Source organism: Nocardioides sp. AE5, from assembly GCF_031844485.1.
GTDB lineage: Bacteria > Actinomycetota > Actinomycetes > Propionibacteriales > Nocardioidaceae > Nocardioides.
In genome coordinates, this window is sequence record NZ_JAUZVI010000020.1 from 1 (window position 1) to 14,753 (window position 14,753).

General features: G+C 69.6%; 14 protein-coding genes and 2 tRNA genes. 10 read left to right on the plus strand and 6 right to left on the minus strand.

Going from position 1 to position 14,753, the window contains the following annotated elements; all coding sequences use genetic code 11:
- Window positions 1–78 precede the first annotated feature (78 nt).
- The 3 genes from Q9R27_RS18530 to orn all read right to left on the minus strand — a co-directional run bounded on the left by Q9R27_RS18530 (window position 79) and on the right by orn (window position 2,519).
- Window positions 79–1,650 (minus strand): NAD(P)/FAD-dependent oxidoreductase, encoded by a 1,572-nt coding sequence (locus Q9R27_RS18530; RefSeq protein WP_311253889.1) that lies wholly within the window; start codon window positions 1,648–1,650, stop codon window positions 79–81.
- 99 nt (window positions 1,651–1,749) lie between these two features.
- Window positions 1,750–1,825 (minus strand) — tRNA-His (locus Q9R27_RS18535).
- Between the two features lie 49 nt (window positions 1,826–1,874).
- Window positions 1,875–2,519 carry an oligoribonuclease gene (gene orn / locus Q9R27_RS18540; protein WP_311253890.1) on the minus strand — a complete coding sequence of 215 codons (645 nt, stop codon included), beginning with the start codon at window positions 2,517–2,519 and terminating at the stop codon, window positions 1,875–1,877.
- A gap of 288 nt (window positions 2,520–2,807) precedes the next feature.
- Here orn and Q9R27_RS18545 point away from each other — a divergent pair, with 288 nt between their 5' ends.
- Genes Q9R27_RS18545 through Q9R27_RS18570 form a run of 6 tightly spaced genes read left to right on the plus strand, consistent with a single transcriptional unit; the run spans window position 2,808 to window position 8,091 of the window.
- Complete coding sequence (locus tag Q9R27_RS18545) at window positions 2,808–3,320, plus strand: DoxX family protein (protein WP_311253891.1); 513 nt, start codon at window positions 2,808–2,810, stop codon at window positions 3,318–3,320.
- Window positions 3,317–4,078, plus strand: coding sequence for a thioredoxin domain-containing protein (locus Q9R27_RS18550; RefSeq protein WP_311253892.1), 762 nt, complete (start codon window positions 3,317–3,319; stop codon window positions 4,076–4,078). The genes Q9R27_RS18545 and Q9R27_RS18550 overlap by 4 nt, the downstream gene beginning before the upstream one ends.
- 39 nt (window positions 4,079–4,117) lie before the next feature.
- On the plus strand, window positions 4,118–5,377 hold the full coding sequence (locus Q9R27_RS18555; RefSeq protein WP_311253893.1) for a hypothetical protein: 1,260 nt from the start codon (window positions 4,118–4,120) through the stop codon (window positions 5,375–5,377).
- Complete coding sequence (locus Q9R27_RS18560; protein WP_311253894.1) at window positions 5,374–6,087, plus strand: hypothetical protein; 714 nt, start codon at window positions 5,374–5,376, stop codon at window positions 6,085–6,087. Before Q9R27_RS18555 ends, Q9R27_RS18560 begins: the two co-directional genes overlap by 4 nt.
- On the plus strand, window positions 6,084–7,016 hold the full coding sequence (locus tag Q9R27_RS18565) for a hypothetical protein (RefSeq protein WP_311253895.1): 933 nt from the start codon (window positions 6,084–6,086) through the stop codon (window positions 7,014–7,016). Before Q9R27_RS18560 ends, Q9R27_RS18565 begins: the two co-directional genes overlap by 4 nt.
- A gap of 37 nt (window positions 7,017–7,053) precedes the next feature.
- Entirely contained in the window at window positions 7,054–8,091 is a 1,038-nt protein-coding gene (locus tag Q9R27_RS18570) for an adenosine deaminase (protein WP_311253896.1), read from the plus strand.
- 8 nt (window positions 8,092–8,099) lie between these two features.
- Here the strand turns inward: Q9R27_RS18570 and Q9R27_RS18575 are convergent, their stop codons facing one another.
- Window positions 8,100–8,951 (minus strand): AraC family transcriptional regulator, encoded by an 852-nt coding sequence (locus Q9R27_RS18575; protein WP_311253897.1) that lies wholly within the window; start codon window positions 8,949–8,951, stop codon window positions 8,100–8,102.
- A 116-nt stretch (window positions 8,952–9,067) separates the two neighbouring features.
- Here Q9R27_RS18575 and Q9R27_RS18580 point away from each other — a divergent pair, with 116 nt between their 5' ends.
- On the plus strand, window positions 9,068–9,607 hold the full coding sequence (locus Q9R27_RS18580; RefSeq protein ID WP_311253898.1) for a peroxidase-related enzyme: 540 nt from the start codon (window positions 9,068–9,070) through the stop codon (window positions 9,605–9,607).
- A gap of 5 nt (window positions 9,608–9,612) precedes the next feature.
- On the opposite strand, the gene Q9R27_RS18585 is transcribed toward Q9R27_RS18580, so the two are convergent.
- A complete protein-coding gene (locus tag Q9R27_RS18585) occupies window positions 9,613–10,683 on the minus strand; it encodes an alpha/beta fold hydrolase (RefSeq protein ID WP_311253899.1) in 1,071 nt (356 codons plus the stop codon).
- A gap of 17 nt (window positions 10,684–10,700) precedes the next feature.
- A tRNA-Arg gene (locus Q9R27_RS18590) sits at window positions 10,701–10,777 on the minus strand.
- 192 nt (window positions 10,778–10,969) lie between these two features.
- Between Q9R27_RS18590 and Q9R27_RS18595 the strand changes: the two genes are divergently transcribed.
- The 3 genes from Q9R27_RS18595 to Q9R27_RS18605 form a co-directional block, all read left to right on the plus strand.
- Window positions 10,970–13,933, plus strand: a complete 2,964-nt coding sequence (locus Q9R27_RS18595) for a PQQ-binding-like beta-propeller repeat protein (RefSeq protein ID WP_311253900.1) — start codon at window positions 10,970–10,972, stop codon at window positions 13,931–13,933.
- A 13-nt stretch (window positions 13,934–13,946) separates the two neighbouring features.
- On the plus strand, window positions 13,947–14,486 hold the full coding sequence (locus Q9R27_RS18600; protein WP_311253901.1) for a hypothetical protein: 540 nt from the start codon (window positions 13,947–13,949) through the stop codon (window positions 14,484–14,486).
- An 11-nt stretch (window positions 14,487–14,497) separates the two neighbouring features.
- Window positions 14,498–14,753: hypothetical protein (locus tag Q9R27_RS18605; protein ID WP_311253902.1), on the plus strand; the 256-nt coding region annotated here is incomplete at its 3' end.

Sequence of the window (14,753 nt, forward strand, 5' to 3'; positions counted from 1 at the left end):
CCTCCCACCCGACCCCGAACACCTCGCCGAACTCGAAGAACAACTCCTCGCAATCTGAACCCGTGCGCGGCGAGGGGCTCAGAGAGAAGCAAGCACCGCTTGCGCCGCGTTGTGCCCACCGATCCCGGAGACCGCGCCACCGCGGCGTGCCCCGGAGCCACAGAGGAGCACGTTGTCGAGTTCGGTGGCGACGCCCCACTGCTGGGCGGGGGTATCGAGCAGGGCCCGTTTCGGGGCCCACGGCCACTCCAGGTCGCCGTGGAAGATGTGGCCGCCAGGCATGGCCAGGTCCGCCTCGATTTCCTGGGGGACCTTCGCCTCGATGCACGGCCGGCCCTCGGCGTCGGTGGCGATGCAGTCCAGCAGCGGCTCGGCCAGGTGTTGCTGGATCGAGGCGAGCGCGCGCTCGACGGCGATTTCCTTGTTGCCCGGCGTCTCGAACAATGCCGCCGGAGTGTGCAGTCCGAAATAGGTCAGCGTGTGGCCGTCGAACGAGCCCATGATCGACCGGTCGCTGAGCGAGTGGCAGTAGATCTCGCCGGGCAGTTCGCTCGGCACCTGCCCGGCCGCGGCTTCGTCGTACGCACGGCGCAGTTGGCCCCAGGACTCGTTCAGGTGCAGGGTGCCGGCGAACGCGATGGCCGGGTCCTCCCCGGAGGCCAGCTGGGGGAGACGGTCCAGGAGCAGGTTTATCTTCAGTTGCGACCCGCTCGGTTTCGACGCCGCATCGGGCTCCTCGCCGAGCAGGTTGCGCAGCACCCACGGCGCCACGTTGGACAAGATGAACCGGGCCGACGCCGAACGGTGCCCGCGACCGTCGTGCCAGCTGACCTCGCCGTTGCTGCCATCGCTGAAGATGTCGCTCACCGTCGCGCCGGTGATCACCTCCGCGCCAGCAGAGACGGCCGCCGCGAGCAGTGCATCGGTGACCGCGCCCATGCCGCCGACGGGCACCCTCCACTCGCCGGTCCCGTTGCCGATCAGGTGGTAGAGGAAGCAGCGGTTCTGGATCAGTGACGGATCCGCCAGGTCGGCAAAGGTGCCGATCAGGGCATCGGTCGCCACCACGCCACGCACCAGGTCATCGGAGAAACGCCGCTCGATCGCCGCACCGAGCGGCTCCTTCACGTTGTCGGTCCACACCTGCTCCTCCACCCGCGCCGCGATCTCCACCTCGGGGCGCAACGGCTCCAGCAGGGTGGGGGAGACCGCAGCGGCCAGGGCGCCGACCTCGCCATAGAACGCCTGCCACGCGGCGTACTCGTCCGGCGACCCGGTCAGCGCCTCGAACGACTCCCGCGTCCTGCGTCCCTCGGGGCGCTGGGCCAGCAATCCCTGCGGACGCCCGTCGCGGACGTACGGCGTCCAGCTGGCCACCTCGCGCGAGCGCAGTTCGAGGTTGAGCCCCAGGTCGGCGACGAGCTGCTCGGGCATCAGCGAGACCAGGTAGGAATAGCGCGACAACCGCGCCTCGTGGCCGCTGAACGCCTGCTTCGAGACCGCCGCCCCGCCGGTGCTCTCGAGTCGCTCGAGGACCAGGACCGAGAGCCCGGCACGCGCCAGGTACGCCGCACTGGTGAGGCCGTTGTGCCCGCCGCCCACGATGATGGCGTCATAGTCGGAACGGCTCGGAGTGCCAGCAGGATTCATGGCGTCCACGCTAGCGACGGCTCCTCCGCTGACGGCGTACGGGCCCGAACGCGAATCGACCCCCGGCCTGCTCGATGCAGGTCAGGGGCCAGTTCACCTTGGGGTGAGTAACGGGACTTGAACCCGCGACATCCGCGACCACAACGCGGCGCTCTACCAGCTGAGCTATACCCACCATGGCTCCGACGCCGGGGCGTCGTGACCGATGAGGATTGTAGCCTCTCTCAGGGGGTGGGAGTCGAATCGGGGTCACCAGTGAGCCCGGTGATGGCGCCGCCGTGCCGCGCTGCGATCTCGCGGGCCTGCTCCGAGGTCGGCCCGGGCGGCGCCACGAAGACGGCCTCCCGATAGAAGCGCAGCTCCTCGATGCTCTCCTGGATGTCGGCCAGGGCCCGGTGGTTGCCCCGCTTCTCCGGGGAGGCGTAATAGGCACGGGGGAACCAGCGGCGAGAGAGTTCCTTGATCGAGGAGACGTCGACGATCCGATAGTGCAGGAACGACTCGAGGTCGACCATGTCGCGGGCCAGGAAGGCGCGGTCGGTGGCGACCGTGTTGCCGGCCAGCGGCGGGCGTGACCCGTCCGGGCAGTGCTCCTTGATGTAGGCCAACACCTGTTCCTCGGCCTCGGCCAGGGTGATGCCCCCCTCGAGTTCCTCGAGCAGTCCGGACTTCACGTGCATCTCGCGCACGAAGTCGTTCATCTGCTCCAGCGCCTCGGCCGGGGGCTTGATGATCAGGTCGACCCCGTCGCCGAGCACGTTCAGCTCGAAGTCGGTCACCAGGGCCGCCACCTCGATCAGCGCATCGGCGCCGAGGTCGAGGCCGGTCATCTCACAGTCGATCCACACCAGTCTGTCGCTCACGTCCATCGACACTAGACGAACCGCCCGACCCATTGCACGAACCGGGCCCCCGACGCGCGTGGCCCGAACCCGCCAACGGCCACCGCCGACGATTCAGTCTCGTCTCAGGCTGCCGACCTGGGCCGTGTTGGTAAACGCCATGGCCTGCTGCGCGCGGCCCCACGGGCACGTGGACAGCGTTGTCGTCAGTCGACGATGCTGGCGCATCGCCTCCCTCCTCCGCCTTGCCAAGCACTCCGCGGATGCCACGCTCGCGACGGCCGAGCGTTTACCAACACGACCTAGGATGGCGGCATGTCCCGCTGGATCGGCCTCGTTCTCCGGTTGGTCACCGGCGGCGTCTGGATCGTGGCCGGTGCCCTCAAGCTGCCCGACCCGGCAGCCAGCGTCCGCGCGGTCCGCGCCTATGACCTGCTGCCCGAGGCGATCGTCCCGGCCATCGGCCACCTGCTGCCCGTGCTGGAGATCATCGTCGGCACCTGCCTGGTCCTCGGCGTCCTGGTCCGGGCCAACGCCCTCGTCTCCGCACTGCTCTTCGCCGCCTTCATCGTCGGCATCGCCTCGGCCTGGGCGCGCGGGCTGCAGATCGACTGCGGTTGCTTCGGCGGCGGTGGCTTCGACGCCGACGCCACCTCGAAATATCCGCTCGACCTCGCCCGCGACGCCGCACTCCTGCTCGCCTCGGCCTGGCTGGTCTGGCGCCCGGCCAGCCGCCTCGCCCTGGACACGGTGCTCTTCGCGCCGCACCCCCAAGGCACCCACGACGCACCGAACACCCACGCAGAAGAAGAGGTAACCACTCGATGACTCCCAAGCAGCGCAATCTCCTGATCGGCGGCGGCATCGTCCTGCTGCTGATCGCCATCCTGGGGATCGGCTGGGCGGTGCAGTCCAACCGCGACACCACCGGCGAAGAGGCCCAGGGCCCAGGCCAGAGCACCTCGACCGCCCCCAGCAGCGAAGCCCCGGCGCCCACCGAGTCCGAGGCCACCCCGGTCGACCCGGGGACGCCTGACCAGGGTGCGGCACCGGTCGGCACGGCAGGGGAGTACGGCATCGGCGTCGGGGACCCCGACGCCCCGGTCACCGTGGAGATCTTCGAGGACTACCAGTGTCCGCACTGCGCGGACTTCCAGACCGCCGCCCATGCGGACCTGATGGAGGCAGCCGCCGACGGGACGGCGTACGTCGTCTATCGCCCGATGGCCTTCCTCAACAACTATTCGGCGCGCGCGATGAACGCGATGGCCGTCGTGCTCGACACCACCGGCGGCGAGGCGGCCCTGCGCATGCACGAACTGCTCTTCGCCAACCAGCCCAGCGGTACGACGCCGAGTGACGCCGACCTGGTCGCGCTGGCCGTCGAGGCCGGCGCCAAGGCCGAGGACGTCCAGGCCGGCATCGAGAGCCTCGGCTTCCGCCAGTGGATCATCAACGCCAACGACGATGCCTCCAAACGGGGGGTCACCTCCACCCCGACCGTCGTCGTCAACGGCGACGTGGTGCCCGGGCGGAGCATCGAGGAACTGGCCGCCAACACCGCCAAGGGGATCGAGGCCGGCTGAGCCGGTTTGGGGGCCGCCGCGCCGGGATAGGTTCCTGCCATGGATCGTGCCCGGGGCCTGGTTGCAGCCCTGTTCCTCGCTGCGGCCATGCTGCCTGCGCTCGTGGTGGGCCCGGCGTACGGCGACGACGGAGACCGTGACGACGGTGCCCGACTGGCACAGGCACGGGCCGACCTCGCCGAGAGCGGTCTCTACCTGGAACCCGCGGTCGCCTCGGGGCACCTCGAGTTGTGGCGCGACCGACTTGCCACGGCGATGGCCGAAGCAGACTTCGGGGCGCCGGTCCGGGTGGCACTGTGGACGGAGATCGAGGGCGTCCTCCCCTCCAACTATTCCGATGACGTGCCCACCGAGCCGTTCGAGATGCTCCAGGTTCCCGACGGGGTGCTGGTCGCCTCCGTCTATGACCAGGTCTCCGTGAGCACCGCCGACCCCGAGTTGTACGCGGACGTCGATGCGCTGCGGGTGGCCACCGACGCCATCGCGGAGGAACTCGTCGCCGCTGCCGGCGACCCCGACAGGTGGCGACGCACCACCAGCGTGGCCTGGGCCTGGATCTTCCTGTGCCTCGCTGCCGAGCAGCCGCCGACGGCGGCAGAACTGCTGGACGAACTCAGCGGCGACACCTCCCTGCTCGTCGACCAGGTGGGCGCGCCACGGCCCGAATGGCGCAGCACCAATGAGGACTTCTCGCCGCGCAGCCTGGCCGTGATCGCGGGCGTGCTGTGCTGCGCCGTGGCGTTGATGGCGTGGCGGTGGCGCCACGCCGCGCGCCGGGCCGTCCTGGGCAGCGCAGCCGAGCAACCGGAGCTGGACCCGATGGTGGCGAACCTGACCAGCCTCTCCGTGCAGGAGGAGCTCACCGGCCTGGTCGAGGCGATTGCGCGCAGCAAGCGCGAACCGGGGGATGCGGCGTACGACCGGGCCCAGGCCTGCGCAGACGCCGCCGCGGCGTACGTCGACTCCGAGCGCGACCGGGACCGGATCGCGGTGCACCTCCTGGTCGCCGACGGCGAACGCTCCCTGGGCGGCTGGACGCCGAACCGGCGCTGCTTCTTCCACCCCTCCCACAAGGCCACCACGGCGCTGAAGCGCAAGCAGGTCACGGTGCCGTGCTGCGCCGCCTGCGCCCGCGCGGTCATGGCCGGCGAGCGGCCCGTCTCGCTGCTGGTCGCCGACAGTGACGGTCGCGTCGAGCCCTACTACGAGACCGACGACGTGTGGACCGCCACCGGCCTCGGCTCCCTCGACGAGCGGTGGGCACGCCGCTCGCTGCTGGCAGCACTGGAGGCGCGATGAAGCGGCCCGGCGTGGGCCTGCTCGAGAACTTCGTCTCCGCGCAGGCGCTGAGGATCAAGATGCTGAAGTGGGCGGCCCTGGTGTTCAGCCCGATCCTGGCGATCACCTGGCTGATCCTCCTCTTCACCGACCAGTGGAGCTATTCCGAACCCGAACGGTTGGCAGCCGACCCCGCCATCACCACGCCACGCCTCGACGGCGTGGTCGACGCGTTGCGCGATGACCCGGTGTACGTCGACCCGCTCCTGGCCGGCAGCGACGCCGCGGACCTGGTGGATGACCAGGTGCGCGCGGCGATCGAGCGGAGCCCGGAACAGATCCGGCTCATCGTCATGGCCGTCGACCCGGGCGACGACACCGGCGGCCAGGGGGCCGTGCACCTGGCGCGGATCGTCGAGCACCTGGACCAGCCGGGCGTCTACGTGTTGATCACCCAGGGCAGGCTCCCGGCATTGCAGGTCCTCGATGACGAGGTGGACAGGATGTACCTCCATCCCGGCCAGTTCACCGACCGGGCCGCCCTGCTGGAACTCATCGACGAGATCCCTGCCGAGATGGAGCAGCGCCGCGAGACGAAGACAACGAACCCGTGGCTGATCCAGGCGCTCCTGGTGGGGGTCGCGCTCTCGGTCCTGCTCTGGTATCTCGTGCTCCTGGTCCGCCTCGCCACACGCCGCAACCGCTCCTACCTGGCGGGATTCGACCGATGACGCGACACCTGTTCCACGCCGCCCGAGCCCTGCGCGGGGGACTGCTCTGCGCCCTCCTCCTGCCGATGCTGGTGCTGGCCGCCCCGGCCCATGCCGAGTCCGAGGTCCGGATCGAGGAGGGAGCCGGCCTCGGCGCGGAGCAGGAACAGCAGATCCGTGACCTCGTCGCCGAGGCGGAGGGCGACATCGTGGTCGTTGCGCTTGCCGAGGTCAGCACCGACGACCGGCGCTCGGCCCGCCTGCACGCACACCGGGTGCTGGAGGAGAGCGCGACGGACCTCGGCCGCAAGCGCGCCGTCCTCGTCTTCAGCCCGACATCGTTGCCGACCCGCGGGGTCGCCTCCGACGACGGCTCCGCATATTCGGCCGCGCAGGCGGTGGACCTGCTGGACGGCACCGAGCAGGAGAAGTTCGTTGCGCTGGTCGACCTGGTCGTCCACGACCGCGGCGAGGAAGAGTTCGAGGCGGCGCTGGAGCGCTACATCACCGACCGGCACACGAGCCGCACCGACAACGGGTGGCAGCGCACCCGCAAGGAACCCAGTCGCGGCGTGGTGATCAGCCGCTGGATCGCGATCGGCGTGGGCGTGGTGATCGTGGGGGCGCTCCTGGTTTTCCGCGGACGCGCGCTGCTGGAGTGGTGGCGCCGTCGCCGCCGCTCGGCCGGGATCCGGAAGGCCGCCGGCACTGCCCAGGCCCGCAACCTCGCCGACCGTGCCCGGGGCGACCTGCTCGCCTTCGGCCAGGCGATCGATGCCCAACCGATGGAACCGCACCACGCACTGCAGTTGTGGCACCTGGCCCTGGACGACTACGACGAGGCGACCCGGATCGCCGATGCGCCCGACGACGAGCGTGACGACCAGCGGATCATCACGCTCTGTGCCCGCGGCCAGGAGCGCCTGGCCAAGGCTGTCGCGCCGCGCTGATTGGAGCCGGTCCCGGCCCACTGGCACACTGCGTGGAATGAGCGAAACCGACGCCACCTGGGACCCGACCACCTTCATCGCCGGGCTGCCCAAGGCGGAACTCCACGTGCACCACGTGGGCTCCGCGTCCCCGCGCATCGTCAGCGAACTCGCCGAGCGCCACCCCGGCGTGGTACCGAGCGACCCCGACGCCCTGGCCGACTTCTTCGCCTTCCGTGACTTCGCGCACTTCATCGACGTCTACCTGGCGGTGGTGGACCTGATCCGCACGCCGGAGGACGTCGAGATGCTCACCTATGAGGTCGCCCGCGAGCTCGGCACGGCGCAGAACGTGAAGTACGCCGAACTCACCTGCACCCCCTACACCTCGGTGATCCGCGGGATCCCGATCGAGGCCTACACCGAGGCACTCGAGGAGGCCCGCCGCCGGGCGGAGCGCGACTTCGGCGTCGTACTGCGCTGGATCTATGACATCCCCGGCGAGAGCGGCCTCCCGGCGGCCGACGCGACCCTCGGCTTCGCGCTGGAGCACCGCACCGATGCGCTGGTCGGGTTCGGGCTCGGCGGCCCGGAGATCGGCGTACCGCGACCGCAGTTCCAGCGCCACTTCGACGCCGCCCGGGCCGCTGGCCTGCGCAGCGTTCCGCATGCGGGGGAGACCACCGGACCGGAGACGGTCTGGGATGCGATCTGGGTGCTCGGCGCGGAGCGGATCGGGCATGGTACGTCGGCAGCGCAGGACCCTGCCCTCCTGGCCCACCTGGCCGAGACGGGCATCGCCCTGGAGGTCTGCCCTTCGTCCAACGTGGCCACCCGTGCGGTGGCCGCGCTGGAGGAGCATCCGCTGCGCGCCTTCCGGGACGCGGGCGTGCGGTTCTCGATCAACTCCGACGACCCCCCGATGTTCGGCACCACGCTGAACCGTGAGTACGAGATCGCTGCCGACCTGCTCAACCTCGACGCCGAGGGACTCCTCGACCTGGCCCAGGCGGCCGTGGACGCCTCGTTCGCCCCGGACGTGGTCAGGGCCGAGTTGACCGCTGAGATCAAGGAGTACGGCGCGCGCGGCGCCTGACCGACGGGTCAGGGCGCGCTGGTCAACCAAGCGCGGGGCGAGCAGCCGACCTTCCGGGTGAAGGCGCGCGAGAACGCCGCTGGAGTTGCATAGCCGAGCTCACCGGCAGTGCGGGTGATCGATGCGCCACCGCGAAGCCGCTCCTGCGCCACGGTGATCCGCCAGTTGGTCAGATAGTCCCCGGGAGTCTGGCCGAGCGTCTCCCGGAACCGGAGGGCAAACGAACTGCGGGAGAGGTGTGCGGCGTCGGCCATCGCAGCGAGGGTCCAGTCACGCCCGGGATCCTCGTGCAGTGCGACCAGGAGCGGAGCCAGTTGGGGGTCGGCCAGTCCGGTCAGCAGGCCCGACGGGAGTGCCAGGTCGGCACTGTGATCCAGGAGCCATCGGTAGAGCTGGATCAGGAGCACCTCGAAGAGTCGATCGGCGAGGACCCGGTTGCCGCAACGCACGTTGTCGACCTCGGCGAAGAGCAGGTCGAGCGCTGGTGCCAGGGTGTCCACGGCGTCCAGGGGGAGCACGATCACCGGCGGAAGGGTGCGGACAAGGGGGTGGTTGGCGCCGCCGTCGAATTCGAGGGTGGCACAGGCGAAGTCGGAGTCCTCGGTGGGCGCGTTGTGGAAGGCGTGCTCCAGCGGTCGTGGGTAGAAGAGCAGGGAGGGCTCGGTGATGTGGCTGTGGTGCAAGCGGCCGCCGGGCGCCTGATAGGTCATCTCCATCTCACCCCGACGGAGCACGTGCAGGAAGGCGCGGCCGGGCTGGGCGTCGAAGGTGGTCACCCCGCAGAGGGGACCGGCATGGAAGAGGCGGGTGCGGACCCGGAACCGCTCCAACAGTGGTGAGATTCGATCGAGCGTGGTCACGCAGGGGATTATTCCAGACGATCAGACGCGAATTCAGGACGATATAAATCAAATCGTCTGGAATGGCGTGGCAAGGTGAGCGACGTCCAAACACCCAACCGAGAAGGAGAAGTCCCATGTCGTTCGTCCCCCTCGTCGAGCCCGAGTCCGCATCAGGCCCGGTCAAGGAGCAGTTCGACCAGATCAACGCAGCGTTCGGAACCGTGCCCGCGATGTTCCGGGCCGTGGCGAACTCGCCCGCAGCCCTGAGCAGCATGTGGGGGTCGTTCGGGGCCTTCGGAGGGGGCACCCTCGGCGCGGCCATCGGTGAGCAGATCGCGGTGGCCGTCGCGAACCGGAACGCGTGCTCCTACTGCCTCTCCGCCCACACCGCACTCGGCCAGCAGGCGGGGGTCAGCCGGGATGCCCTCGCCGCTGCCCAGACCGGCGACTCCGACGACCCGCGGATTGCGGCGCTGTTGGTCTTCGCGCTCAAGCTCGTCGAGGAGCGCGGCCAGGTCACCGAGGCCGACGTCCGGGCGGTGCGCGATCAGGGCTGGAGCGACGAGGAGATCGTCGAGACCATCGGCCAGGTGGCGCTGAACCTGTTCACCAACTACATCAATGTCGCCCTGGCCGTGCCGGTGGACTTTCCCACGGTGCCGTTCCGGTCATGAACCGGTCATGAGACCAGGGCCGCGTCCAACCAGGTGACCAGGGCGTCGATCACCGTCGGATCCACGTGCTCACCGACGTCGTCGGCGGTGATCTCGTCGACATCCTCGGTGCCGAGGCGGGTCAGGGCGTGGGTGATCTGATCCACGATGATCACCTCGTCGTCTCCGCCCAGGTGCTGCCCCCAGGCACGCACCTGGGCGGGAGGCACGTTCCAGTCATGGCCGCCGCCCAGCGCCAGGACAGGGACATCCACCTGCTCCAGCTGGTCAGGCGCGGCGAGGGCCGCTGCGATCCAGGAGGCCCAGAACCGGCGGCTGGCTCCGCTGATCGGCGTACCCTCCAGATCCCCCTCGGCCACCGCACGTACGTCGTCTGCCATCTGGTGCAGACCGGCCACGGCCTCGTCGGCGGACTGTCCCGACGCCGCGACGATCTCCTCGAACTTCTCTGCCTGGGCCTGCAACAACTCGGGCAGTGGACCTTCCGGGGTGGCCAGCAGCACCAGCGCAGCCAGGTCGTCGCGGGCGGAGGCCACCCCGGCCGCGATCGTGCCACCCTTGCTGTGACCGATCAGGACCACCTCGCCGATGTCCTCGCGGGCGATCAGGGTGTCGATCACCGCACCGACGTCGCCGCGCAACGTGTCCAGGGTGAGGTCGTCGGTCGGCGGGGGATAGTCGTTCTCCGCGCAACCGTTGAACGGGCCGCAGGTGCGCTTGTCCCAGGTGAACACGGCGTACCCCCGGGCCTGGAGGGCCTCGGCGATCTCCCGGTACGCCGGCACCGGCGTGGGCAGGGTGAGGCCGAGTTGGCCGGGCAGCGTCCCGTCGCGGTCCAGGGGCCCAGAGCCGTGCACGATCACCACCAAGGGCGCTGGACCGTCACCGGCTGGCAAGCGGAGCGTGCCGACCAGGTCGAGCCCGTCGGCCGGCACGACCACCTCTTCGGTCGATGCCTGGCGCGCCGAGCCCTCCGGTGTGCCCGAACACGCGGCAAGGAGGCCTGCCAGCAGGACGAGCGTCGCGGCGAGCGCCGACAGAACGGAGCGTCGTACGCCGTGATGGATGGTCCTCACTCCTCTGGGTCGTGCTCTGGCGCCCCCGGCAGGATTCGAACCTGCGGCCTTGTCATTAGAAGTGACCTGCTCTATCCAGCTGAGCTACGGAGGCAATGCGGGTGGATGGCTCCCTTTTCCCACGGGGAATCGTAGCGCGGGGCGTAGTTGGTGAATGAGTCACTCACCGATTCCAGATGAGTATCCGGACCCGTTGGCAATCCCGTCCGGACCGACGAAGGTCTGAGGTGTCCTACGGGCCATCGCTCCGGTGCGCCTGCCGCCCCTCGTTGCTGGAAGAGTCGTCGTGACGAATCGAGAAGATCAGACCCGGTGGCTCCTGCTGTTGCGGTGGACGGTGCTCCTGGTCACGCTCAGCATGATCGCCACGGCGTGCACCGGAGGGGCCGACCCCGACGGCGACAGCGAGGACGACAACGGCGGCGCGACGGAACCGGGCGCGACGGCACTGGCCGTGACTGACGTGATCCCCGAGGGACGCGACGTCCAGGACGTCTTGATCCACCTGGACCTCGCCAAGGGTGAGGGATCCGATCGCATCAGCGTCATCGACCAGGTGGTGGACCACGCCCGGCAGAATGCCGGTTCGCCCGTCGTGCTCGAGGACGGACTGACCTGGACCGCGGTCGACGGGTTCGACCCCAAGGTGCTCGATGCCGAGGACGAGGCGCTGACCTCGATCAACCTCGCCACCGGGTTGCTGGGCGTGACCGAGGACGAGTGGTCCAGTCGCCTCGCCGACGCCCCCGCAGAGGTGAGGGCCGCTGCCGAGGGAGTCGTGGCCGAGGACGCACAGTTGTTCGTCGAGATCGCGACGGCGGACTACGAGAAGTCGGCGACACATGTGCGACCCGGTGACCGCGGGGACCTTGACCTCACGTTCATCAAGGAGATCGCGCCCGGTGACACCCTGACCAGTCACTACCTGTTCCTGCAGACCACCCCTGATCCGGACCGTGCCGCAGAAGCCGGCCTGGACGGACACGAGCTCTTCGTGCATCGCTGGAACAAGGGCCTCTACCGGTTCCTCGGCGACGAACAGGACGGTCCGAGCGTGATCGAGGATTCGACCGTCGAGGTGGTCGAGGGGTCCTCGCGGAGGCGCCAGCTGCTCAAGTTTCTCGGCTTGGGCGGTGGCCTCCTCGCCGGCGGTACGGCAACCATCCTCGCCGCGGCCGCCCTGTCCCTCAGTGGCCCCGTCGCCGCCGTCCTCATTGGCGCAGGCACCCTCGGAGGTGGTCTGATCGCGTGGGTACCACTGGAACTGGAGAACGAGCCGCCCGACCCCTGCACCGGCGACTGCGGATCGTCCGGCGGCGACGTCCACCTGCGCACCATCGACGGCCAGGCCTACGACTCCCAGTTGGTGGGCGAGTTCGTGCTCCACCAGTCCGACGCCGTCGTGGCCCACGTGCGCCAGGAGCCGCACGGCGACTCCGACCGGATCTCGGTCAACACCGCGCTCGCCGTCGACCTCGGAGGAACGACGGTGTCCTTGCACGCCGGGCCGGAGATCACGGTGTTCATCGACGACGAGCCCCGTGCGCTCAGCCGCGGCGAGGCGATTCCGGTAGGTGCCGGGTCGATGCTGTGGACCGGGTCGATGGTCGTGCTGGCCGGTGCCGACGACACGATGATCTGGGTTCGCCTGACGGGCTCGAGCCTGTCGGTCCAGGTCGCTACGGGCGCCACCGGCGCAACCGGCCTGCTGGGCGATGCCGACGGCGATCCGGCCAACGACCTGAAGGCCCGCGGGGGAGACGTCCTCGACACCGCCGTGCTCGCGGATCCGGCCCGGGTGCATGCCGAGTTCGCCGACACCTGGCGGGTCACCCAGGAGGAGTCACTCCTCCACTACGAAGCCGGAGAGTCCACCGAGACCTTCACCGACCGCGACTTCCCCTACGCCCCCGCCAACCTGGACGACGCGAACCCCGACGAGCGGGCCGAGGCCGAGAAGGCGTGCCGGGCAGCCGGTCTGGTCGGCACCGACCTGGACAACTGCATCCTGGACGTCGCGCTGACCGGGGACCACTCCTTCATCCTCGCTGCGCTGATCGCCCAGGTGAGCGGAGCGGGCAGTGCGACCGGCGCGACGGGTTCGGTCGGGGGTGATGCGGCGTGGATCCAGCCACTCGACGGCGTGGCCCGGACCTCCATCCAGAACCCGCTGCGCGCGGTGGACGGCATGGTGTTCGCCTTCGGCAAGGTCACGGACGGCGGCTCGGTCATGGTCGCGCTCGACGCCGTCACCGGCGAGGAGCGTTGGCGCCTGCCCGACGTGGTGGCCAACTGTTCGATCACCGCGGCGGGCGACGACCACCTGGCAGTGGTCCTGGGCGCAGAGACCGAGCACAACGACCAGAGCCACAATGCCCTGGCCCTGCTCTCCGATGGTGGGGCGGTGGTCGCCCTCGATGATTCGGGCACCCGGATGCCGGAGACCTACTGCGGTGCGATGCAGACGTTCGGAGACGTCGTCGTCGTGCCCGGAAGCCTCGGTCACCTCAGCGGCTGGGAGACGACCGGCGGAGCGATCAAGAAGCTCTGGCACCACAACCCGCACCTGGCGCCCGTCATCGCCGACGCCGAGGGCAGCCTCATCGTCGTCCGGGGCCCCAGGTCGGACCACGAGCTCGCAGCCATCGACCCCGCCACGGGAGCCGACCTCTCCGCCGTCAGCATCGAGGGGACCGTGGTCGCGGATGGTCTCCACCTGGTTACCAGCAACGATCGCATCGCCGTCGCGATGCGCGACCAGGACGGCAACACACCCCGCGTCGGCACCCTCTTCGGGTTCCGCATCGACGACGGCCAACTCACCGAGACCTGGCAGCTGCCCAGCCTGAGCGCCGACGACGGCGCCCCGGACGGCCTGGACTTCGAACACGCCTTCAGCTCGCTCTCCGCCGAGGACAACCTCCTGATCGCCCATCACGGCAGCGGTGAGCTGGTCGCACTGGACCTGGCCGACGGCGAACTCGAGTGGCGCTTCACCCTCCCTGGCTTCCGGAACACCACCACGTCGGCACCGGTCGTCGATGGAGTCGTCCTCGACACGATCTTCGGCGGCTCTTCCGTGATCGAGGTCGCCGACGGTGCCCTGCAGGCCGCCCACGAGCCCGAGGACCTCCACCCCGGCTACGGTTCGCCCAACTGGCTGGGCCCTGTCCACGACGGGCACCTCTTCCTGGCGACAGTCGGTGACGATGCCGCGGCTGTCGTCGCGGTGCGCGTGGGTAGCGAGTGAACAGGTGGATGCCATGACCATGACCAGACGTCCGACACGGCTCGCACGAGCGCTCGTGCTCGCTCCGGTGCTGGCCCTTGCGTTGACGGCATGTGGCGGTGACGATGCCGAGCCGTCGTCTGGGCCATCAACTGCTGATGAAGGTGCACCGGCCGCTGGTGCCGATGACGCACAGCCCGATGTCACCGGTCCGGCCCGCGGAACGGTCACCATCGATGGCCAGGGCTTCGACCTCACCTTCAGTGACGACGCCGGGCTCCCTCCGGTGTGCATCCTCACCAAGGGCGGTGCCACGGTGTTGAACCTGGTCTCGGACGAGGGGCACAACCTGAGCTTCGCCGGCTCCGGGATCTGGTCGGGGGAGTTGACCGACCCGGCCATCGACGGCAACTGGGAGGTCGCGAGCCATGATCCGCTGCCGGGCGTCGACGCCTCTGCGGAGTTCAGCGCGGGTCGACTGGTGGTCTCCGGCACCTGGGCCGTGCAGGACGGTCCGACCGCCGAGATCTCCGTCGAAGTCATCTGCCCGGACGAGGTCAAGTACCAGTCATGAGGAGGCGAATGGTGCGACGCATCGCAACGGTTGCCCTGATGGCCGGGCTGCTGGCCTCCTGCGGGGACAGCGACCCTGACTCCACTCAGGAGCCTGGAACCAATGGCACGACGAGTCCCACTGGCGAGGCGCGCGGCACCATCGAGATCGACGGGCAAGCGTTCGAGGTTGCCCTCGGTGACGCCCCGACGGCCCAGTGCACGGTCTCGGAGGGTGCGGCGACTGTTGTCCAGATGACCTCACCCGAGGGCGTCCGGGTCGACCTAG

Excerpts from the sequence above, each read along its gene's own strand:
- Q9R27_RS18545 (WP_311253891.1), top strand. The coding sequence starts at position 2,808 with ATGTCCCGCTGGATCGGCCTCGTTCTCCGGTTGGTCACCGGCGGCGTC.
- Q9R27_RS18600 (WP_311253901.1), top strand. The coding sequence starts at position 13,947 with ATGACCATGACCAGACGTCCGACACGGCTCGCACGAGCGCTCGTGCTC.
- Q9R27_RS18550 (WP_311253892.1), top strand. The coding sequence starts at position 3,317 with ATGACTCCCAAGCAGCGCAATCTCCTGATCGGCGGCGGCATCGTCCTG.
- orn (WP_311253890.1), bottom strand. The coding sequence starts at position 2,519 with ATGGACGTGAGCGACAGACTGGTGTGGATCGACTGTGAGATGACCGGC.
- Q9R27_RS18560 (WP_311253894.1), top strand. The coding sequence starts at position 5,374 with ATGAAGCGGCCCGGCGTGGGCCTGCTCGAGAACTTCGTCTCCGCGCAG.
- Q9R27_RS18565 (WP_311253895.1), top strand. The coding sequence starts at position 6,084 with ATGACGCGACACCTGTTCCACGCCGCCCGAGCCCTGCGCGGGGGACTG.
- Q9R27_RS18570 (WP_311253896.1), top strand. The coding sequence starts at position 7,054 with ATGAGCGAAACCGACGCCACCTGGGACCCGACCACCTTCATCGCCGGG.
- Q9R27_RS18530 (WP_311253889.1), bottom strand. The coding sequence starts at position 1,650 with ATGAATCCTGCTGGCACTCCGAGCCGTTCCGACTATGACGCCATCATC.
- Q9R27_RS18580 (WP_311253898.1), top strand. The coding sequence starts at position 9,068 with ATGTCGTTCGTCCCCCTCGTCGAGCCCGAGTCCGCATCAGGCCCGGTC.
- Q9R27_RS18555 (WP_311253893.1), top strand. The coding sequence starts at position 4,118 with ATGGATCGTGCCCGGGGCCTGGTTGCAGCCCTGTTCCTCGCTGCGGCC.